17 protein-coding genes and 1 tRNA gene are annotated in these 20,299 nt (G+C 58.1%); 11 read left to right on the forward strand and 7 right to left on the reverse strand.

What is annotated here, in order from left to right; genetic code table 11:
• The first annotated feature begins 94 nt into the window (after positions 1 to 94).
• The 4 genes from ACZ5D1_RS03160 (at position 95) to ACZ5D1_RS03175 (ending at position 4,992) form a co-directional block, all read left to right on the forward strand.
• Positions 95 to 1,447, forward strand: a complete 1,353-nt coding sequence (locus ACZ5D1_RS03160; RefSeq protein ID WP_011366651.1) for an ISNCY family transposase — start codon at positions 95 to 97, stop codon at positions 1,445 to 1,447.
• A gap of 574 nt (positions 1,448 to 2,021) precedes the next feature.
• Positions 2,022 to 3,215, forward strand: a complete 1,194-nt coding sequence (locus tag ACZ5D1_RS03165) for a quaternary amine ABC transporter ATP-binding protein (RefSeq protein ID WP_011366762.1) — start codon at positions 2,022 to 2,024, stop codon at positions 3,213 to 3,215.
• Positions 3,215 to 4,054, forward strand: coding sequence for an ABC transporter permease (locus ACZ5D1_RS03170; protein WP_011366763.1), 840 nt, complete (start codon positions 3,215 to 3,217; stop codon positions 4,052 to 4,054). Before ACZ5D1_RS03165 ends, ACZ5D1_RS03170 begins: the two co-directional genes overlap by 1 nt.
• Positions 4,055 to 4,152: 98 nt before the next feature.
• Positions 4,153 to 4,992 (forward strand): glycine betaine ABC transporter substrate-binding protein, encoded by an 840-nt coding sequence (locus ACZ5D1_RS03175; RefSeq protein WP_273192280.1) that lies wholly within the window; start codon positions 4,153 to 4,155, stop codon positions 4,990 to 4,992.
• Positions 4,993 to 5,135: 143 nt separating this feature from the next.
• On the opposite strand, the gene ACZ5D1_RS03180 is transcribed toward ACZ5D1_RS03175, so the two are convergent.
• Positions 5,136 to 5,426: a metal-sensitive transcriptional regulator gene (locus tag ACZ5D1_RS03180; RefSeq protein WP_011366765.1), complete on the reverse strand. Its 291-nt coding sequence runs from the start codon at positions 5,424 to 5,426 to the stop codon at positions 5,136 to 5,138.
• A gap of 91 nt (positions 5,427 to 5,517) precedes the next feature.
• On the opposite strand from ACZ5D1_RS03180, the gene ACZ5D1_RS03185 reads away from it, so the two are divergent.
• Entirely contained in the window at positions 5,518 to 6,186 is a 669-nt protein-coding gene (locus ACZ5D1_RS03185; RefSeq protein WP_011366766.1) for a TorD/DmsD family molecular chaperone, read from the forward strand.
• Between the two features lie 12 nt (positions 6,187 to 6,198).
• On the opposite strand, the gene ACZ5D1_RS03190 is transcribed toward ACZ5D1_RS03185, so the two are convergent.
• The 6 genes from ACZ5D1_RS03190 to ACZ5D1_RS03215 form a co-directional block, all read right to left on the reverse strand.
• Complete coding sequence (locus ACZ5D1_RS03190; RefSeq protein ID WP_051363897.1) at positions 6,199 to 7,404, reverse strand: rhodanese-like domain-containing protein; 1,206 nt, start codon at positions 7,402 to 7,404, stop codon at positions 6,199 to 6,201.
• Positions 7,405 to 7,460: 56 nt separating this feature from the next.
• Positions 7,461 to 8,552 carry a rhodanese-like domain-containing protein gene (locus ACZ5D1_RS03195; RefSeq protein WP_011366768.1) on the reverse strand — a complete coding sequence of 364 codons (1,092 nt, stop codon included), beginning with the start codon at positions 8,550 to 8,552 and terminating at the stop codon, positions 7,461 to 7,463.
• A gap of 63 nt (positions 8,553 to 8,615) precedes the next feature.
• Positions 8,616 to 9,335 carry a formate dehydrogenase subunit gamma gene (locus tag ACZ5D1_RS03200; protein ID WP_011366769.1) on the reverse strand — a complete coding sequence of 240 codons (720 nt, stop codon included), beginning with the start codon at positions 9,333 to 9,335 and terminating at the stop codon, positions 8,616 to 8,618.
• Positions 9,336 to 9,344: 9 nt separating this feature from the next.
• Positions 9,345 to 10,187 (reverse strand): 4Fe-4S dicluster domain-containing protein, encoded by an 843-nt coding sequence (locus tag ACZ5D1_RS03205; protein ID WP_464555873.1) that lies wholly within the window; start codon positions 10,185 to 10,187, stop codon positions 9,345 to 9,347.
• The gene (locus tag ACZ5D1_RS03210; protein ID WP_011366771.1) at positions 10,184 to 12,379 is read right to left on the reverse strand and encodes a molybdopterin-dependent oxidoreductase; all 2,196 of its coding nucleotides are present in this window, start codon (positions 12,377 to 12,379) and stop codon (positions 10,184 to 10,186) included. Before ACZ5D1_RS03210 ends, ACZ5D1_RS03205 begins: the two co-directional genes overlap by 4 nt.
• Positions 12,380 to 12,463: 84 nt before the next feature.
• Positions 12,464 to 12,784: a cytochrome c gene (locus ACZ5D1_RS03215; protein ID WP_011366772.1), complete on the reverse strand. Its 321-nt coding sequence runs from the start codon at positions 12,782 to 12,784 to the stop codon at positions 12,464 to 12,466.
• A 444-nt stretch (positions 12,785 to 13,228) separates the two neighbouring features.
• Here ACZ5D1_RS03215 and ACZ5D1_RS03220 point away from each other — a divergent pair, with 444 nt between their 5' ends.
• From ACZ5D1_RS03220 to ACZ5D1_RS03245, 6 genes are all read left to right on the forward strand, one after another.
• Positions 13,229 to 14,884 (forward strand): FmdE family protein, encoded by a 1,656-nt coding sequence (locus ACZ5D1_RS03220; RefSeq protein WP_464555875.1) that lies wholly within the window; start codon positions 13,229 to 13,231, stop codon positions 14,882 to 14,884.
• Positions 14,885 to 15,559: 675 nt separating this feature from the next.
• A tRNA-Glu gene (locus tag ACZ5D1_RS03225) sits at positions 15,560 to 15,637 on the forward strand.
• 318 nt (positions 15,638 to 15,955) lie between these two features.
• Entirely contained in the window at positions 15,956 to 16,945 is a 990-nt protein-coding gene (gene pseB / locus ACZ5D1_RS03230) for a UDP-N-acetylglucosamine 4,6-dehydratase (inverting) (protein ID WP_027181621.1), read from the forward strand.
• Positions 16,945 to 18,057: a UDP-4-amino-4,6-dideoxy-N-acetyl-beta-L-altrosamine transaminase gene (gene pseC, locus ACZ5D1_RS03235; RefSeq protein WP_027181620.1), complete on the forward strand. Its 1,113-nt coding sequence runs from the start codon at positions 16,945 to 16,947 to the stop codon at positions 18,055 to 18,057. The genes pseB and pseC overlap by 1 nt, the downstream gene beginning before the upstream one ends.
• A 36-nt stretch (positions 18,058 to 18,093) precedes the next feature.
• A complete protein-coding gene (locus ACZ5D1_RS03240; protein WP_455696432.1) occupies positions 18,094 to 19,008 on the forward strand; it encodes an aldo/keto reductase in 915 nt (304 codons plus the stop codon).
• Positions 18,992 to 20,293, forward strand: coding sequence for an aminotransferase class III-fold pyridoxal phosphate-dependent enzyme (locus ACZ5D1_RS03245; RefSeq protein WP_464555877.1), 1,302 nt, complete (start codon positions 18,992 to 18,994; stop codon positions 20,291 to 20,293). Before ACZ5D1_RS03240 ends, ACZ5D1_RS03245 begins: the two co-directional genes overlap by 17 nt.
• The last annotated feature ends 6 nt before the right edge of the window (positions 20,294 to 20,299 follow it).

A 20,299-nucleotide genomic window follows, 5' to 3' on the forward strand; every position in this document is an offset into this window, starting at 1 on the left:
TTATGATATGTAATATTGTCAATATCGGAACTGGTGCTGTGTTACCGGACAATGATATTGTCACCCCTGTCTGGGACAATAGAAATGTCATCCCATGAAGACACGTGGTGACGTACTCATGAAGGCAGAGGAAGCGCGGCGAGCGTTTGTGATCAAGCAGGCAGTGGCCGGAGCGTTCACGGTTCGGGAGGCGGGAGAAGTCCTTGGTTTGAGCTACCGGCAGGTGATTCGACTGAAAAATCGGTATCGTAAGGAGGGAGCCGTGGGCCTTGTCCACAAAGGACGGGGCAAAGCGTCGAATCGGAGAATTGCCCAGGAAATCCGTAAGTTCGTTGCCGAGAAGGCGAAAAGTGACTTTGAAGGGGCGAGCTGTCAGCATATGGAAGAACTTTTCGCTTCCAGGTACGGGCTTGAGCTCAGCGCCAAAAGTATCGGCAGGATACTCAAGGAACAGGGCGTGGCGTGTGCGCATCGTCACCGAAGTCCGAAGGGGCGCAGATGCCGGGAGCGGAGCCGTCGGAGGGGAGATTTGGTGCAGATGGACGCATCTCCGTTTGATTGGCTCGGGGACGGCGTTATGCGCTCGCTGCATGGAGCCATCGACGACGCCACCGGAGAGGTCGTGGGGCTTTGGATAGAGAAAAACGAATGTTTGTCGGGCTACTTGCGTGTTCTGAGACAGATGCTTGAGCGCCACGGCGTCCCCCGGGCGATCTACGCGGATCGGCATACGATCTTCGTTTCCCCGAAGACGGGCAAGCTGACGATCGAAGAGGAGCTCCAAGGCAAAGTCGCGCCCCAGACCCAGTTTGGCCGCGTGCTGGAGACCTTGGGGGTGCGCTTCATTGCTGCCCGGTCGCCGCAGGCCAAGGGACGCATCGAGCGACTGTGGAGGACGCTGCAGAGCCGTCTCGTGATTGCTTTTCGCTTGGCAGGGATCCGTACCGTGGAGGCGGCGAACGACTTTCTGGGCACGTATGCGGAGCAGATGCACAATCCCAAGTTTGCCGGAGCTCCGGCCGAAGCGCAAAACGCTTTTCTGCCTGTTGTGGAAGGAACGAATCTCGATCTGCTGCTGGCGCGCCACGAGCAGCGCAAGGCCTGTGGAGATTCCACCGTAGCTTTCGGCGGGCAGAAGTACCGTCTTCAGGATAGTCGGGGCCGCACAAGACTGCTTCGGCGCGGCAAGGCGGTCACCGTGGTCGAAAAGCTTGATGACGAGCTCATGGCGCTGGCGGACGGAGAGGCCTTTGTCCTTGTCCCCGTTGTCACGGGAAAATCTTCGGAAGAACCGGCTTCTGAGGAAAAATCGTTGGCAAGAGGGGCCCAGGAACGGGAGCAGACCTCCCCTGCGGCAGAATCCTCATGGCACTGGTATCTTCACCCTCGTGAACCCATAGCGAGGGCGATTCATAACCCCCAGGAGACAACTCCGGGGACTTGGTAGGGGAACAACAACCATTGGTGGAAACCATGACATTTTTATTGTCCCAAACCGTCCCAAAAAGGTGACATTTTCATTGGCTGTTTACATATCGGAACTGGTGCTGTCTTGATGATGTCATCGTAAATGCACCGGTAGACAATCTAGTATATAACACTGTAGCGAAAGTTTCGGAGGATACAGATGCTGTGCCTGAATGAGATATTCATTCAGGTGTCCATGAGCGTGTGAAAATGTGCAGCAGCATATTTTCATACTGTTTTTTTGCCGGCATGTGTTTTGCCGGCAGCATGTCCGCATCCGCATATACCGTATTTCAAGGCTGTCGCCTGTAACCGGCCAGTGCTGCCGATAATTGCCGACGTTTCGGCAATTGGGCCGCCCGGAAGACGACCTGCCCCGCATTACCGGCGGGTTTCCCGCGTCATCCTTGCCAGAGCTCGTTTGCGGTTTTTGCCGCACGCGCTCCGTATCCTCCGAAGAAGACGACCACACACAACCGCTGCCGGTGAACACCGTGTTCTCCGGCGTACAGGTGTGCGGCCGGCTTTTATCCTTTCCTTATCCAGGAGGGTTGATGGCTAAAATCCGTATTGAAAATCTGACAAAGGTGTTCGGTTCCGACCCGCAGCGTGCTCTGCCGCTGCTCGAACAGGGACTTGGCAAAGAAGAAATCCAGCGCCGCACCCGTCTTGCCGTTGGGGTCAACCGTGCCTCGTTTGAAGTGGATCAGGGCGAGGTTGTGGTGGTGATGGGGCTTTCCGGCAGCGGCAAATCAACGCTGGTACGCTGCATCAACAGACTTATTGATCCCACCGCCGGCACGGTGCTGGTGGATGGTGAAGACGTAACCGCCATGGACATCAGAGAACTGCGCGACTTCCGTCAGCGCAAGATGGGCATGGTGTTCCAGAATTTTGCACTTTTTCCGCACCGTACGGTGCTGCAGAACGCGGAATACGGGCTGGAGGTCATGGGCGTGAGTCAGGCGGAACGTACCCGCCGCGCCATGGAGCAGCTGGAACGCGTGGGACTGGCGGAATGGGCTTCCAGCCGCCCGGCACAGCTTTCCGGCGGCATGCAGCAGCGCGTGGGGCTGGCCCGTGCGCTGGCTCTGGACCCCGATATTCTGCTGATGGACGAAGCGTTCAGCGCCCTTGATCCGCTTATCCGGCGGGACATGCAGGACGAGTTGCTGCGCCTGCAGGAAGAAATGCACAAGACCATTGTTTTCATCAGCCATGATCTGGACGAGGCGCTGCGCATCGGCGACCGCATTGTGCTTATGCGTGACGGCGCCGTGGTGCAGGAAGGCACTCCCGAAGATATTCTCACCTCTCCGGCCGATGATTATGTGGCCCGTTTTGTCGAATCTGTGGACATTTCACGCGTGCTGACGGCCGGTGCCGTGATGAAGCGCTCCGAGGCCGTGGCCGTGCTGGGCGTGGACGGCCCGCGCACAGCGCTGCGCAAAATGCGCGCCGCAGCCATAGCCAGCCTTTTTGTTCTCGACCGCGAGCATCGTGTGCTGGGCATTGTCACGGCTGACGATGTTTCCGCACTTATAAAAGAAAACAGGCGGGACATAGACAGCATCATGCGTCGCGATATTCAGACAGTGAATGTGGACACTCCCGCCGCCGAGCTTATTCCGCTGATGGCAGGACTGCCCCATGCACTGCCTGTTGTGGACGAGAAAAACCGCATGAAAGGTGTCATTGTGCGCGGCCTTCTGCTGGGTGCGCTGGCTGAAAGAGGAGGTGACCAGTAATGATTGATTATCGCATTCCCGTTGGCGCTACGCTTGAAAGCGTCATTGATTTTCTGGTCGTGCACTGCTCCGGCGCAACCCGTGCGTTTTCCGCGGTTACCGATGCCGCTCTTTCCGTGCTGGAACACGGTCTTGCCTTCATACCGTGGTGGCTGTTCATTCCTGCCGTCGCCCTGCTGACCTGGCGCGGCACCGGCAGCAGAGGGCTGGGGCTTTTTGCCCTGCTGGGGCTGGGACTTGTGTATAACATGGGGCTGTGGCCCGCCACGGTCAGCACCATTGCTCTGGTGCTTGTGGCCACGCTGCTTGCGGTGCTTATCGGTCTGCCGCTGGGTGTTTTTGCCGCTATCAATAAAGTGGCGTACCGTGCTATCATGCCGGTACTCGATGTAATGCAGACCATGCCCGCCTTTGTTTATCTTATTCCCGCCATTCCGTTTTTCGGGCTGGGCAAGGTTGCGGCCATTTTTTCCACTGTGGTGTTCGCCATGCCGCCGGTCATCAGGCTTACCTGCCTTGGTATCCGGCAGGTTCCGGTAGAGCTGGTGGAGTGCGCCGAAGCTTTCGGCACCAACCGCTGGCAGCGGCTGCGCAAGCTCGAACTGCCTCTGGCGGCGCCCACCATCATGGCGGGTGTCAACCAGACTGTCATGCTGGCGCTGTCCATGGTGGTCATTGCAGCCATGATCGGTGCAAAGGGTCTTGGCGGCGAAGTATGGAAAGCCATTCAGCGCCTTGAGATGGGCCGCGGTTTTGAAGCCGGTATCGGCATTGTCATCGTTGCCATCTGCCTTGACCGGCTGCTGCAGAAAATCGGCTCGCGCTCAGCCAGACGCTAGCCGCAGGTGCGGGCCGGATTCCGCAGTGGTGTCCGGCCTTTCATCAGGATGCCGGCAGGGTATTCTGTTTCCGTAAGAATGTAATTCCGGAGGAACACATGAAGAAAATTCTTTTTGCTCTCATGCTCAGTCTTGTTGTTGCCACCCCCGCGTGGGCGGCTTCCAAGGGCAAGGTCAATCTTGCTTATGTGGAATGGGACTGCGCCACAGCCAGCACCAATCTGGCCAAAGCCGCGCTGGAAGACATGGGATACGAGGTGGAGATCACCCCTGTGGGTGCTGCTGCCATGTGGATGGCTGTTTCCACGGGCGACATGGACGGCATGGTTACCGCATGGCTGCCGGTAACCCACGGCGATTATCTGAAAAAGGTAGGCAACAAGGTTGAAGACCTGGGCACCATAGTGGGCGGCGCCCGTCTGGGCTGGGCTGTTCCCGAATATGTCACCGTGCAGTCCATAGCCGAACTGAACGCCAACGCCGACAAATTTGACGGTAAAATCATCGGCATTGATCCCGGTGCCGGCCTGATGAAGCTCTCTGAAGAAGTCATGGACGCTTACGGGCTGGATAAAATGGAACTGGTGGAAGGCAGCGGTGCCACCATGACCGCCGCGCTGAGTGATGCCATCCGCCGCGACAAGTGGGTTGTGGTCACCGCGTGGTCTCCTCACTGGATGTTCGGCAAGTGGAAGCTGAGATACCTTGAAGACCCCAAGGGTGTTCTGGGCGAGGCTGAACACATCAATACCGTTGTGCGTGCCGGTCTCAAGGCCGACAAGCCTGAAGTCTACGCGTTTCTGGATAACTTCCGCTATGACACGCCCGAGCAGCTGCAGGAGCTGATGGCCTGGAATCAGGAAGGCGGCACTCCGCTGGAAAACGCCAGACGCTTTATGAAAAAGTACCCCGAACTTGTTGCTTCCTGGAAGCAGTAGTACCGGCAGGCAGCTGTTTTGTCTGCCGTGCCGCCGGATACAGGCCCCCGCTTGCGGGGGCTTTTTTTTTGCTGTGTCCTGTGCGGGGCATAAAAAAACGCGGCCCGCAAAGGCAGGCCGCGTTGCAGATACAGTACCGGCAGCTAGCTTTCCACATAGTGGGAAAGCACGTCGATGACTTTATCAAGCGGTTCGGTGGGATCGTCGCTGTTGCGCAGCGAATCGATATGGCATTTGAGCAGATAGCGTTTGAGTATCAGACGGCTGGCCGACTGCAGCGCCGAGCGTGCGGCGCGCACCTGCACCAGAATGTCTTCGCATTCTTTACCTTCTTCAATCATGCGCTGTATGCCGCGTATCTGTCCTTCCACGCGCTTCATGCGCTGGATGACGTTCTTTTTTATCTGTTCCTGCTCGGTATTGATTTCTTCCATTTTCTGTGCCCCGGTAATCTGTTGCCCCTCGTGCGCAGCTGACGTACTGTCAGTGCACACGGTGTCTTTATTTTTTTCAGGAGGTTGCCGCATGAGTCCGTACCCCGCTGAGAATGCCGCGTTCCGGCAGTCCGTATTGGATGCGTTGGAGCTGGCCGATGCCCTGTTCAGGGGGCTGGATTCGCAACGCTGCGCTGAACTGTGCCGTGAAAACCTTTCCGGAAGGTTCGGCACACTGCCCGCACAGGCGGCCCACCTTACTGATGCCCTTGCCGCTCTGCAAGCCCGCCTGCCCGCCGCAGACGGCAGTTCTGATACCGCGGCATTCTGCGATGCCCTGCAGGCGGAACATGTCCGCCTGTTCATCAATGATAAAGCCGGCGCCCCCGCACTGCCTTATGAATCTCTGTATCCCGACCCGGCGGACGGCGTGGAACCGCGCATGATGGGGGCTGCGGCTCTGGCCATGCAGAAACGCCTGCAGGCCGCCGGGCTGGAGCGGGCTGTTTCTGCCAACGAACCGCCCGACCACCTGTGCATTGAGCTGGAATACCTGTACTATCTGCTTTCGCGCGCATGGAACGAGGCAGATACGGCAGCGCAGGATGCGGCGGCCGATTTCGCCGCCGGTGTGCTGCTGCCGTGGACACGCCGTCTGCGTCTTGCCGTGTGCAGAGCCGATACCACGGGGGTGTATGCCGCGGCTGCGCAGGTGCTGCTGGCCGTGCTTAATCTGGTGGCATCGCTGCGGGTGCAGTAACTGTCCTGCATTCTACCGCGGCTTTTCTGCAGCGGCAGCCGCTTCCTGCGTGTGAGGCCCGCTTATACCCCATGCGGGTACGTTCGTCATCCTGAAAATCAGACTCCGGAACTCCGGATTTTGCGCAATGTCCCCTGCCACGGAAAGCAGCACCGCTCTGCCGCCTGTCTGCGGGCTGTCCGTTGCTTTGCCGCCGGCGGGGCCTATGACCCATGCGCCGGGTATGCCCGCAAAGCCCGAAGCGGCAAACAGCGAGGCATCGGGGTCGGCGAAAAGCGGGACAGCGTGCACCTGTTTGCGGCGCAGTCTTGCCAGAGTACGTTTTGATTCCCGCACGCCGATACCTGCAAAGGCCACCGCCCGGTGGCTTTGTGTTGCCGCACGGCTGTTCACGGTACGGGCCAGATGTTCCAGTTGCTGCATCTGCTCGCGGCACTGCGTGCAGTGTGTGTTGAAAAACAGAACCACCAGCACATCGCAGGGAATCTCTTCCAGCCGTACCGTATGTGCTCCGGCGGGCAATCCCAGAATACGCCGGTCCGCATCACCGCCCAGTATGGCCAGACCGTGGTCGGGCAGGGTGCGGGCCTGTGTCGTGCGCCTGTCCGAACAGCCGTCCGCTCTGCCGCTGTGGTCGGGCCGGTGCTGCTCCAGCCAGCCGAAGTATCCTTCCACCACACGCCATACATTGGTGTAGCCCAGACGCGCAGCGGCCTTTGCCGCCGCCCCGCTGCGCAGGCAGCGGAAGCTGCGGCAGTAGATGACAACCATGCGCTCTTTGTCCGGCCCCAGCGTCTGCTGAAGCTGCAGGGTTTTTTCCGCGGAAAGCGAATCCGTGTCGCCGGGGTCGAATTCCATGTTGACCGCACCGGGTACATGTCCTGCGGCAAATTCGTAATCGGGGCGCACATCCAGCAGCAGTGTGTTTTCGGGCAGCGAGTCCACGGCGTCCAGATCAAGCAGTCTGTAGCCGTGTTCGGCGGCCTGCAGGCGCATGGTTTTGTGCCAGTGAGGTTCGGTGCGGGTGGTGTTGTTTTCCGGTGCTGCGCCGGGAGCATGAGCGGATAATGCGGGCTGCTGAGGCGGCACCGGCGGTTGTGCCGCGGCGGACATGTGCAGGCAGCACAGGGCCAGCAGCACATATGCCGGTGCAAGGACGTTGTGCGGACTGCGGCGCATGGATGTGCGGCAGAAGGGGAAAGACCGGATTACGGACATGCTGCCTCCGGCACGGTGCGCGCGGCGGGAATGCATTCCCGCCGCGCGGCATGAGGTTAGGGTACCGTTATGTCGAAGCTGCCATCCTTATGATAGGTGGTTTCGGCTTCAAGATAGAAGACGTCTTTTATTTCCGGCCGCAGGTCGCGGGTCATGTAGTAGGCTTCGCCGCTGCGGGCGCCTGTGGCGCATACAAAGACCACGGGCTTATCTGCGGGCAGGGCGGCTATTTCTTTTTCAAGCCTGTCCACAGGGATGTTGACGGCTCCTTTCATATGGCCCGCATTGAACTCGTCCGGGTCGCGCACATCCACCACCATGATGCTGCCGGGAGACTCCGCCATGATGGTTTTAAACTGCTCCGCGTCGATGGAGCCTTCTTCTCCGCCGGACTGGACGGCTACGGCCTGTCCGCCGCCGTAAAGGGCTTTCCAGCCGGGTTCGCCTTCTTCGGCTATCCACACGCTGGTGTAGCCCAGTGCCTGCGCCTTGGCCGCCGACTTGTGGCTGAGGGGACACTTGAGTCCGCCGCAGAAGAATATGAGCGGCGTGTTTTTATCGGCGGGCAGCAGTCCCTTCTTGGCGTCAAACCTGCTGTCCGGCACAGATATGGCCGAAGGGATGGTGCCTTCGAGATACTTCTGCACGGGGCGGGAATCTATGAGCATATAGTCCGCGCCGGAAGCAAGCATGTCGTGCAGCGCTTCAAGCCCCAGCGCCGGTACGCGGCCGCTTTCCAGCCATGCGGGGTATCCGGCGGCAAACACCTTTACATTGGTGTAGCCCATATCCATGGCTTTACGGGCGGATTTGTGCGAGAGCTTGCACTGCCAGCCGCCGCAGTAGAAAATAAGCAGAGCATTTTTATCGGCCGGCAGCCTGTCGGCATGTTTTTCAAACTGCGTGTCGGGAATGCTGACGGCAGTGGGAATGTATCCTTTGACGAACTTTGCCTCGTACGGGCGCGAATCGATGATCATGACATTTTCGGGATGGGGTACCTTGACGTACTGCGCCACGTACTCCACATCAACGATGTCATTTATCATCCACGGTTCGCGGGGCTGCTGTGCCGCACATCCGGAAAGCAGCATAAGCCCCAGCATGAGCATCAGCGTTGTCAGCAACGGTTTGCGCATCGTTTTCATTGCAGATTCTCTCCTGTTACTGTGTGTCCGGCGGCAGGCGGCATTACCTGCGCCGCCGGATGGTTATTCCTGCGTATGACGGGCCACGCGGTCGTACCACAGCCGGTGGTGATGCTTTGCATAATCTTCGGGCACCACGCCGGTGAACATGGAGCGGAACCCCGGCCGTTCTTCCGGTGATATGGCCGCCATGTATATGTGCACCAGCAGACCTGCCAGAACCACACCCACAGCAAGATAGTGCAGCGTTACCGCCCAGCCTGTAAGCGCTGCGGACGGCGTGACCGGTCCCGCGTCGGAAAACACCATCACCAGTCCGGTGGCGGCGATGACCAGCCCGCCGATGACGGCCACCTGCGCGAATCCTTTCTGCCCCATGTTGTAAAAGCCCTGAGGCGGCAGATCGGCAGGCTGTCCGAGACGGCGCAGGGCTTTTTCGCCTGCGGTCATAAGCACCATCTTGCGCAGCATCCACGTCATGTCCCGCGCAGGACTCACGCTGAAGATCTCTTTCAGAAAGAAAAGTGCGCCGCGCGGGTTGAGTACAAGGTACAGCACAAAGGAAGTTATCCAGCCTATTCCCACGGCTTCGTGAAAGACCAGCAGGTTGCCTCCGCCGCCGGCAAAGGCGCGCAGTGCCGCCGGCAGGCGTTCTCCCAGCGGATTCAGAGCGGGGTTGCTGATCAGCCCCAGCCCGCTGACAAGCAGCAGCAGCCAGCACAGGGCGTTGAACCAGTGTATGGCTATGTCGGAGCGGTCATGGCGCTTGTATGTTCTGTTCATGGCGTCCTCCTACTCCCTGCTGTCTTCGGTGTCTGCCGGCGCAGAGTGTTGTGTGCCGGATGTATTGCTGCCCGAAGCATTGCTGCCGGATGCATTACTGCCGGACGCGTGTGGCCGGTCGTGGCCTCCGTCGCCTGATTTTCTGCTGTCCAGCAGCTGCCTGCCCAGCATAACCAGTACGCCCAGGCCCGAAAGCGCCACCAGTCCCTTGACTCCCGGTGCCACAACACCGGTAAGCGCGCGCATGGATGCCGGAGCCTTTGCTTCATGCATCCAGCCTGCGGGTGCGGTGCCGCCGACATAGTACATGTGCGGTGCCGTGTTGCTTTTTTCGTGTATCAGCTGCGTCACATGGCCGCTGTTGCGGGTAAGCAGCCGTGCTGCTTCTGTTTCGGGGTTCAGAATATCGCCGAACACCCGCGCCTTGGTGGGGCATGTGTCCACACATGCGGGGGGCAGTCCGGCGGCACGGCGCTCGGGGCAGTAGTTGCACTTGTCGGCAATGCGCTTTTGCGGATTACGGAAGCGCGCCCCGTACGGGCATGCAGGAATGCAGTTGCCGCAGCCGATGCACAGTGCGGGGTCTATTTCCACTATGCCGGTCTCCCTGTCTTTCCATGTGGCGCCTGTGGGGCAGGCTTCCACGCAGGTGGGAGATTCGCAGTGCATGCACGCGCCCGGCTGGAAATGCCCGAAAGGCCCTTTTCCCGCCTTGACCACCGGTCCGTCTGCTTTGATCCAGTTGCGTGAGAATCCTGCCGGAACATTGTTTGCCACTTTGCAGGAAACCACGCACGCTTTGCAGTCGATGCATCTGGCGGAATCGATAACCATGGCGAACTGCTGGGTCATGATGCCCTCCCGCTGACGGATACAAAGGTTTCGTGCATGGCGGCATTGCCGGAAACACTGTCATAGTGCCCTTCCAGCAGGGCGGCTATGCTGGCTCCCACACCTTTGATACGGCTCAGGCCGTCAGAAATGGTGCCGAAGCCTGTGAGCATATACACACAGTCGGGGCGGATGCGTTCGGTGACTTCCGCCTTTATGGTGCCTTTGCCCGCAGGCGACGAAACTTCGACCATGTCGCCGTCGCGTATGCCCAGCGGCGTTGCTGATTGCGGATGAATCCACAGGGTGTTTTCGGGTACCAGTTCGTGAATCAGGGCATTGTTGTTGGTGGAACCGTGCGTGACACAGGCGTTGCGTCCGATGATCAGCCTGAATCGGCCCTGCGGCGCTGCGGCAGGGGGCGTGTAGACGGGCATGGGGTCCAGCCCCATGCTTTCGTACCGCTGGTTGTACAGCTCTATTTTGTGGCTGAATGTTTTGTATATGCGGTCTTCGTATATGCCGTAGACCTTGCTGGGGTTGTAATACACGCCGTCACGCTCAAGAGCCTGCGGGGCATCCGGCAGGTCGGCAAGCTGTTTCGCGCGGTATTCTTCTATGGTGAAGTCAAAGTATTCCGCCAGATCAAGCCTTCCGGCCAGTTCCTTGACTATTTCAAACACGGGGCGCGATTCGTACAGCGCAGGTACAACGGGGTCGCGCTGCACCACACAGGCGCAGGCCGATGACCCCTGAAGTCCTGATGCCGGGTCCTGTCTTTCAAGATAACCGGGAGCAGGCAGGACAAGGTCTGCCATGCAGGCGGTGTCGCTCATGGCGATATCGACAACCACCATGAAGTCCATGGCGTTGCACATTTCAATGGTGCGCGCGCGGTCGGGGGCATTGACCATGGGGTTGGTCTTGTACACGAACCAGCCTTTGAGCGGATAAGGCTCTGCGCTGAGCACCGCCTCGCGGGTCAGTACAAACGAGCCGTCATGTTCAAACAGGCCCGGAACAATGCCTGCGTCCACGCGTTCAAAGGGGTTTTCGTCGTACCACGGGGCATCATAGGGTACACCTTTCAACCCCACGGCCCGTGCGGCAAGCAGGCCGCCGGGTTTATCCCAGTTGCCCAGCAGGGCGTTGACTATGGCAAAGCTGCGGCGGATCTGGGTGGAATTGCTGTAATCGGATGTGCGCCGTCCGGGGTACACCATGGCTGCAGGTGCCGCGGCAGCCAGTTCCCGGGCCATGCGGGCTATGTCCTGCGCAGGAATGCCGCATTCTTGTTCGGCCCATTGCGGTGTGTAGGGCCGCACATGTCCGGCCAGCTGCTCCAGACCATATGTTTTTTCGCGTATCCATTCTTCATCGTATAATTTTTCAGCAATGATGACATGGGCGACTGCAAGCATGAACGCCATGTCTGTTCCGGGACGTATGGGGTGCCATTCACTTGCCAGTGCTGCCGTTTTGGTGTGTCGGGGATCCAGCACAACCAGTTTGCAGCCGCTGCGCAGGGCGGTCATCATGTCCATGGAGTCGGGGGTGACCAGCGCCTCGAACCTGTTGGCTCCGGCCATGATGATGTAACGGCTGTTAAGCACGTCGGCGTACGGAGTCTCGCCGAAGGTATCAAGATATGCGCGGTTGTTGGAAAGCAGGCACAGGGATTCGTGCGAAGTGATGTTGTACGAGCCGAACACCTCGGCAAAACGGCTTACAAACTGCGACTGCAGATCCGCTCCGGCAGTGAACAGCATACCGCAGGGGGTATACTTGCTGCGTACCTCCTGCATGCGTTCGGCCGCCATGTCCAGAGCCTCATCCCACGGAATCCTTTTCCAGCGGCCTTCTCCGCGCTTTCCGGCGCGCAGCAGGGGGTATTTCAGCCGGTCCGAATCATACAACTGAGCAATGCCTGCATTGCCGCGGGCACACAGCATGCCGCGCGATTTAAGAAATTTGGGGTTCGGGTCGAGTTTGGTAACCACACCGTCCTGCACACGGGCGATAACCCCGCATTTATTAAAGCACATGTCGCAGGCGGAATAGTGTGAGGTGAAACCGGGGTCTGCGGCCTTTGCCGAGCGTACGGCCGGTGTCAGCGAACCGAGCACAGGCGCTCCGGCTCCTGCCGCTGCGGCCAGCCCGGCGGCCTTGAAAAAGCCCCGTCTGGTCAGTCTGGGCTGCCTGATGTCCGACATGGATAACCTCCTGTTGTTGCTTGTGCGCCCCTGTGCGTACCGGACTGCGCCCTGCCGTGGCACAGTCCGGTATCCGGAGGCTGCCTAGCTGCACTTCGCCGGAGAGGGGGAGTCCTTGGCGAAGTCGATCATGTAGGTGAAAATGTCGTTGAGGTCGCTGTCGGAAAGGCCTTCCCAGTCTGCTTTGCAGGGAATGGATGACGTGTCTGCCTTGAGAGCGCGCCATTCTTTCTGCAGCTTTGAACTGGGCGAAAGATCACCCGCGCTAGCTCCGTGACAGCTGCGGCAGTGTTTGCGGAACAGGTACTTACCCTTGCGGGCGTTGCCGCCGTCGGCAAAGGCCATGCTGAAGGCTGTGGTCAGAAACAGGGCGGCCACGATACCGGTGATGATTCTGCGTTGCATACATCCTCCTGATGCAGATTGCCTTTCTGCGCCTGCATGCGGCCCACAGCAGACAGGCGGGCGGGTCGGGCGCTGGTGGCATGTTGGGTTTTACATAACGGCTTGCCGTCTTCCCTTTCTTGCTGCATACCCATAGGGGGTATGGGTGTCAATGATGGCGGATGATTTTTTTGTGCAGGCTGCATTATTTTTTTCCAGCCGTTATTCCGGAGTATTACGGGCAGGCCCGCAGACACCGGAAGGCTGGGGCGCACACAGCAAGGTGGCAGACCGTACATAAAAGGCAGGGGGGTGGACGCGGAACGTCCCACAAGGTATGGAAAAATCTATTGCAGGGCCGGTGTTGCATTCTGTTGCACTGCCTGCAGGCGCGGAATGTGATGCCGCCTTTGTGCGGCGCGCAGTTTGTTGCAACCGATAAACGGAAAGAAGGCTGTTACGCGTATGAACATCGGCAAGTACACGTTTGAAGAGTTCAAGGAACTGGCCGCCGCTTTTCACAGTTATCCCGCTCCGGGGCTTCTGCTCGGGGGGTATATGGTGGAAATGGCCCGTCGTCATCTGCCCGAGGGGACGTTGTTCGAGGCCATGGTGGAGTCGGCCAAATGTCTGCCGGATGCTGTTCAGCTGCTGACTTTGTGCAGCACAGGCAACCAGTGGATGAAGGTTGTTCCGCTGGGCCGTTATGCGGTGTCGCTGTATGACAAATATACAGGGGAGGGGTACCGGGTATACGTCGATGCCGCCAAACTCAAGGCGTGGCCCGAATATTACGCATGGTTCATGAAGCTGCGTCCCAAGGCGGAGCAGGATTCCGACCAGCTGTTCAGAGAGATTGAGGAGGCGGGCGAGTCCGTATGCTCCATTCAGGCTGTGCGCATCGATCCCAAGCATCTGGGGCACGCGCACATGGGAGAAGTGGGGGTATGTCCTGTCTGCGGCGAACCGTATCCTTCCCGCGACGGCGGTATATGCCGCGGCTGTCAGGGCGAGGCTCCTTATGTGGTGGATGCCCGTGAGGGGGGCTCCGGCGCTGCCGGCGGTGTGCTCGAGCGGGCCCCGCTGCGCGTGGTGCCGGTGGAAGATGCCTACGGCAGAACAGCGCTGCATGATATGACGGAGATTATTCCCGACGAGGCCAAGGGACCGGCTGTGCTGGCCGGGCAGACGCTGGAAGCGGGCGACCTGTGCCGTCTGCAGCGTATGGGCAAGTTTCATGTCTATGACGATTCGGCTTTGCCCGGTTCCGAGTGGGTGCATGAAAACGACGCCGTGCAGGCATTTGCCGCCCGTATGGCAGGGCAGGGGGTGGAGTATGACCTGCCGCCGCGTGAGGGCAAAATCAATTTCCGTGCTGCCCGTACAGGTATGCTGAGCATTGATCTGGACGCGCTTGAGCGGTTTAATCTGGTGCCGGATGTCATGCTGGCAACCCGCCATCATGCAGCGGTTGTGGAGGAAGGACGCCTGATAGCCGGCAGCCGCGCCATTCCATTGTACCTGTCACAGGAACATTTCAGCAGGGCTTTGACTGCGCTGGGGGACAGTCCGGTGCTTTCCGTGCTGCCGCTGAAAGTGAAAAAAGCAGCTGTGCTGGTTACCGGAACAGAGGTGTTTCAGGGACTGATAGAAGACCGGTTTATTCCCATTGTCACCGGCAAACTGATGGGGCTGGGCTGCGAGGTGGTGAGCAGCAGTATTGTTCCCGATGACAGAGAAGCCATAGCGCAGGCCGTGCGGGGTTTTCTGGAACAGGGCGCTGAACTGGTGGTGACCACGGCAGGCATGAGCGTGGACCCCGACGATGTGACCCGCGCCGGACTGGTGGACGCCGGCCTGACTGATGCGTTGTACGGCATGCCGGTGCTGCCCGGCACCATGACGCTGGTGGGCAGACTGCGCCACAACGGAACCGTGGCCCGCGTGATAGGAGTGCCCGCATGTGCGTTGTATTACAAAACGACAGGGTTTGATCTGCTGCTGCCGCGCCTGCTGGCGGGATGCGATGTGACCCGCCGTGATCTGGCCCGGCTGGCAGAAGGCGGATTCTGCCATAACTGCAAAACCTGTACATGGCCCAAATGTCCGTTCGGTAAATAGACTGTGCAGCCTCCGGAGGTGCCTAGTTCGGCACCGCTTTCCGGAAAGAGCAATACCCGGCGCCCCGTTCCTGCCGCAGGCTGGTTGCGGGGCGTCGGTCTGTACGGCCGCAGTGGTGCAATGCGAAGGAGCAGAGAGCCGCAACAGCCGGCGGATGGTGCAATCGCGGCCGCATGGTCGGCGGCCACAGGTGCTGTACCGTGCGATTTTGCCGTCCTGTGTGCTTATGCCGTACGGCGGGAGCCGTGCGGGCTTTTTCCGGCGGGGGCTGGCCATGGGGCGGCATGCGGGCGGCAGTCATTGCGTCAGACACAAAAAAAAGCGCCCGTGGCGCTTGCTGTGCTGGGAACGCGAAAGAACCTGCCTGAAATTTCCGGGCCGCCCGGGTCGTCCGGCCATACGGCTTTAAGCCTTGGCTCCGGCACGACATGTATCACCGGCAGGTTCTTTCTTCTCGGGACTCGTCGTGGGAATTAATCCGTCGCATCCTCCGTCAGTGTTCTTCCGTTCGGCTCCGGACCCGTTGTCCTCGGCCTCACCCCTATAGTAAGACCGCTCCGCAAAGAGTCAACGAGGAAAAGTGCCTTTCCTTGTACAAAACGCTTGACGAATCATGGGCCGTACCTTAAACACCTCTTCGCGTTGCAGGCAAACAGCCTCGGCGCCATATAAAGCGTCCCCATCGTCTAGCCTGGCCCAGGACACCTGCCTTTCACGCAGGCGACAGGGGTTCAAATCCCCTTGGGGACGCCATAGAAAGATAAAAGGGTTACATTTTCAATGTAACCCTTTTTTGTTGCGCATTTACATCATGTCAGCTTGTGCGTTTTCCCCTTTTTTCTGCCGCAACAAAAAGTTGTTCCCGTCGTGTCCGCGGTATCCTTAACGCGCAGTGACGGTTACACCGGGCTTTGCGTCACCTTCCGCCTGTCTGCTCTTCCCGTGTTGCCTATTTTACCCGCAGGGGGTAAAGACTAATCATCACTTTACACTGTATGTGTAAGTGGATATCCGTCTGTGACTGGCTTCCGGCTTTGACGATACTTCTTTAAACCATACGGGCTGTAGTTGATGTTTAATGGCAAGCGTATACTTATTACCGGTGGAACAGGTTCTTTCGGCAAAAAATGCACTGAGATTCTTTTGCAGAAATACAGTCCGGAGCGCCTGATCATTTTTTCGAGGGATGAGCTCAAACAGTTTGAGATGGCACAGCAGTTCGACCCTGATGAGCATGAGTGCCTGAGGTATTTCATTGGCGATGTACGTGACAAAGAGCGCCTGTACAGAGCGTTACGCGGCGTGGACTATATTATTCATGCTGCAGCACTGAAGCAGGTTCCGGCGGCTGAGTATAACCCGACAGAGTGCATTAAAACAAATATTTATGGCGCGCAGAATGTTGTGAACGTGGCTGCGGACATGAATGTTAAAAAGGTGGTGGCGCTGTCCACCGACAAAGCTGTCAGCCCGGTTAACCTGTACGGTGCCACAAAGCTCTGCTCGGACAAGCTTTTTATAGCGGCCAATGCCTTTGTCGCCTGCGAAACAAAATTTTCAGTTGTCAGGTACGGCAATGTCATGGGCAGCCGCGGGAGCGTCATCCCGTTTTTTATCAAGAAAAGAGATGAAGGCGCGGTGATTCCCATCACCGACCCGCGCATGACCCGCTTCTGGATTACCCTTGAACAAAGTGTGGAAATGGTTCTCCGTTCCTTTGAAATAGCCGGTGGCGGCGAAGTGCTGGTTCCCAAAATTCCCAGTATGCGCATTACCGACCTTGCGGAAGCCATTGCGCCCCGATGTGAGACAAAAGTTGTCGGAATACGGCCGGGTGAAAAGCTGCACGAGGTGATGATCACCAGTGAAGATTCCCGTCATACCATTGATATCGGTGATTACTATGTAATCAAACCCGAAACGTACAGATATCAGGGGCCCGAGGGCCGTCCCGTCGAAGAGGGCTTTGCCTACAGTTCCGCAACAAACGACCAGTGGCTTTCCGTGGACGAACTGCGACGCATTCTTGCCAGTCAGGGCTTCCCTGTTCAGGAACGCTGATGTCTTCTTTTTTGCCGTATGGCCGTCAGATTATATCTGAAGACGATATCGAAGCCGTTGTCGGAGTTCTGCGTGGCGACTGGCTTACGACCGGTCCGGCCGTGAGAGATTTTGAGCAGGCCTTTGCCGCCCATGTCTGTGGCGGGCTGGGAGTTGCTGTCAATAGCGGCACGGCCGCGCTGCACTGCGCCTATCATGCTCTGGGAGTAACGGCAGGCGATGAGGTGATTGTTCCTGCAATGACTTTTGCGGCCACGGCAAATGCTGTTTTGCATTGCGGGGCCAGACCTGTTTTTGCTGACGTCTGCCCGCGCACACTGCTCATTGACCCAGAATCTGCCGAACGGTGTATAACTCCGCGGACAAAGGTGCTTGTCGGCGTGGACTATGCCGGCCACCCCTGCGACTGGGACGCTCTGCGAACCCTAGCGGACCGGTATTCGCTGCGTCTGGTGGCCGATGCCTGTCATGCTGCGGGGGCAAGATACAAGGGGCGGCCTGTCGGATCAATTGCGGATATCAGTGTTTTCAGCTTTCATCCGGTAAAGCATATCACCACCGCCGAAGGGGGCATGGCTGTAACGGCCGATCCTGACTGGGCACACGCCATGCGGGTTTTCAGAAATCATGGCATAACCACAGATTCTCATCAGCGGGAAAAAGCTTCTGCATGGCAGTATGACATGGTGGAACTGGGCTACAACTACCGGCTGTCCGACCTGCAGTGCGCTCTGGGCATGTCACAGCTTGCGAGGCTGGATGACTGGGTTGCAAAACGAAATATTCTGGCGGCCTGTTACAGACAGCGGCTGGCGGGGAAAAATCTGGAACTGCCTGCCTGTTCTGCGGATGTCCTGCACGCGTACCATTTGTTTGTTGTTTTTTGTGACGGGCGGGACGCTTTGTTCCGGATGATGCGCAAGGCGCAGATCGGCGTCAATGTGCACTATAAGCCGGTATATATGCATCCGTATTACCGGAAAAACGGATATGCAGAAACATGTTGTCCCGTTGCCGAAGCCGCATACGAACGCCTGCTTACCCTGCCAATGTGGGCGGGAATGTCTGAAGAGGATGTGCAGCGCGTTTGTGCGTTATGTCAGCCCGTATGATTTCTGCTGTTGCGCTGTGCGGCTTTTGAGGTGGATATGACTTCACGGTTTGTTTTGGGAACGGTACAGCTGGGCATGCCTTACGGCGTTGCCAACCGCACCGGTAAGCCCGACCAGCGGTGTGCTGACGGAATTGTTTCCGCTGCATGGAAAAGCGGCATAACTGCTTTTGACACTGCGGCAGCCTACGGCGACAGCGAGCGGGTACTGGGTTTTTCTTTGCGGGCAGCGGGTGCTGAATCTCCTGAAATCATCACTAAGCTGCCGCCACACACGTTACCCTGTTCCGCTTCTCTGCTGTCCGGAATCGTTGCGGCTTCATTGGAGCGTTTGCGCGTATCACATCTCCGCTGCCTGATGCTCCACAGAGAAGAGGAGCTTGAGTACCTTGACGGCGAAACAGGGCGGGTGCTGCAGCAGATGATGCATGACGGCATACTGGGCGGCATGGGGGTGTCTGTATACACCACAGATGCTGCACACAAAGCCCTGGCTCACCCCATGATTACCGCACTGCAGCTGCCGGCTTCGGTTTTTGACCGGCGCTTTGAACTGGCCGGTATTTTTGAAAGAGCCGGAGCCGCCGGTAAAACAGTCTACATTCGCAGTGCGTTGCTGCAAGGCGTGCTTTGCCTTGCACCGGACGAGCTTCCGGAGCATCTGCGGTGCCTTGCTCCATATCTGCATGAATTTCAGCAGTGCTGCCGCCGTTTTGGTCTGACACAGGCGCAGGCAGCGCTGCTTTTTGTTTATTACCGCTATCCCTCAGCATTTATTTTATTCGGTGCCGAAACAGTCGGGCAGGTGGAAGAAAATGCAGTCAGCCTGCTTTCCGCCTGTTCGCGGGAATCTTTTCTGGAAGCGTTAACAGCCATTATGCCGGAACAGAACCCGGAGGTGCTTAATCCGGCATGCTGGAAGAAGAGGACGAGTAATGTCGCGTTGCAGTGAATATCAGGCGAAAGCAAAACAGCGGATACCCAATCTGACGCAGTTGCTTTCAAAAAATCCCACGCGCTTCGGTGAAGGGGTCTGGCCGACATATTATTCCAAAGCCAAAGGGGCATATATCTGGGACCTTGACGGCCATAAGTATCTGGATATGTCCATCGCCGGAATCGGGGCATGTGTTCTCGGGTACGCTGATGAAGATGTTGACGATGCCGTTTGCGCGGCGGTGAGGCAAGGCGTGGCGTCAAGTCTGAACTGTCCGGAGGAAGTGGAGCTTGCCGACCTGTTGTGCGAGTTGCATCCGTGGGCCGAACAGGCCCGTTTTGCGCGTTCCGGCGGCGAGGCGATGGCGGTTGCTGTGCGCATTGCACGCACATACACCGGAAAAGGTGTAGTGCTTTTTTGCGGTTATCACGGCTGGCAGGACTGGTATCTTGCTGCAAACCTGAGCGATGAATCTGCCCTTGACGGGCATCTGATGAAAGGATTGCCCCCCGCAGGTGTGCCCAGAAGTCTGTGCCATTCAGCATATCCTTTCAGGTACAATGATATTGAAGGATTCGATGCTCTGGTTGCAGAACATCAAGACAATCTTGCGGCCATAGTGACCGAGCCTGTCCGTAATTTCACTCCTGACCCTGCGTTTCTTGCCGGTCTGCGTGATGTGGCGACCCGGCTTGATGTGCCGCTTGTTGTAGACGAGATATCTGCGGGACTGCGCTTTACTACCGGTGGCGCACATCTGTGCTACGACGGTTTCATTCCGGACATTGCCGTTTTTTCGAAGGCTCTGGCAAACGGGTACGCCATGTCTGCCATCATCGGTACACAAAAGGTTATGAGCGCCGCTTCTGACACCTTTATCAGTTCCACCAACTGGACAGAAAGAATAGGTCCGGTTGCCGCCATTGCCACGTTGAAAAAACATCAGAGGCTCAATTTGGGCAGCCATCTGGTCAGAATAGGTACCCGGGTGCAGGACGGCTGGCTGGAGTTGGGGAGAAAACACGGTTTGCCGGTCACTGTAAGCGGTATGAAGCCGATGGGCCATTTCAGCTTCGGCGAAGACCATCTGGTTAAGCGTGCTTTCTTCATCCAGCTGATGCTTGAACGCGGTATTCTGGCCAGCACTGATTTTTATGCAATGGGAGCGCACACCCCGGACCATGTGGAAGAGTACCTGAGTGCCTGCGATGAGGTTTTCGGCATTATCGCTGAAACAGGCGATATAAGGGGACAGCTGAAAGGGCAGCCCTGTTTGTCCGGTTTTCAGCGGCTGACCTAGGGGAAA

This window comes from Oleidesulfovibrio vietnamensis (genome assembly GCF_055388115.1).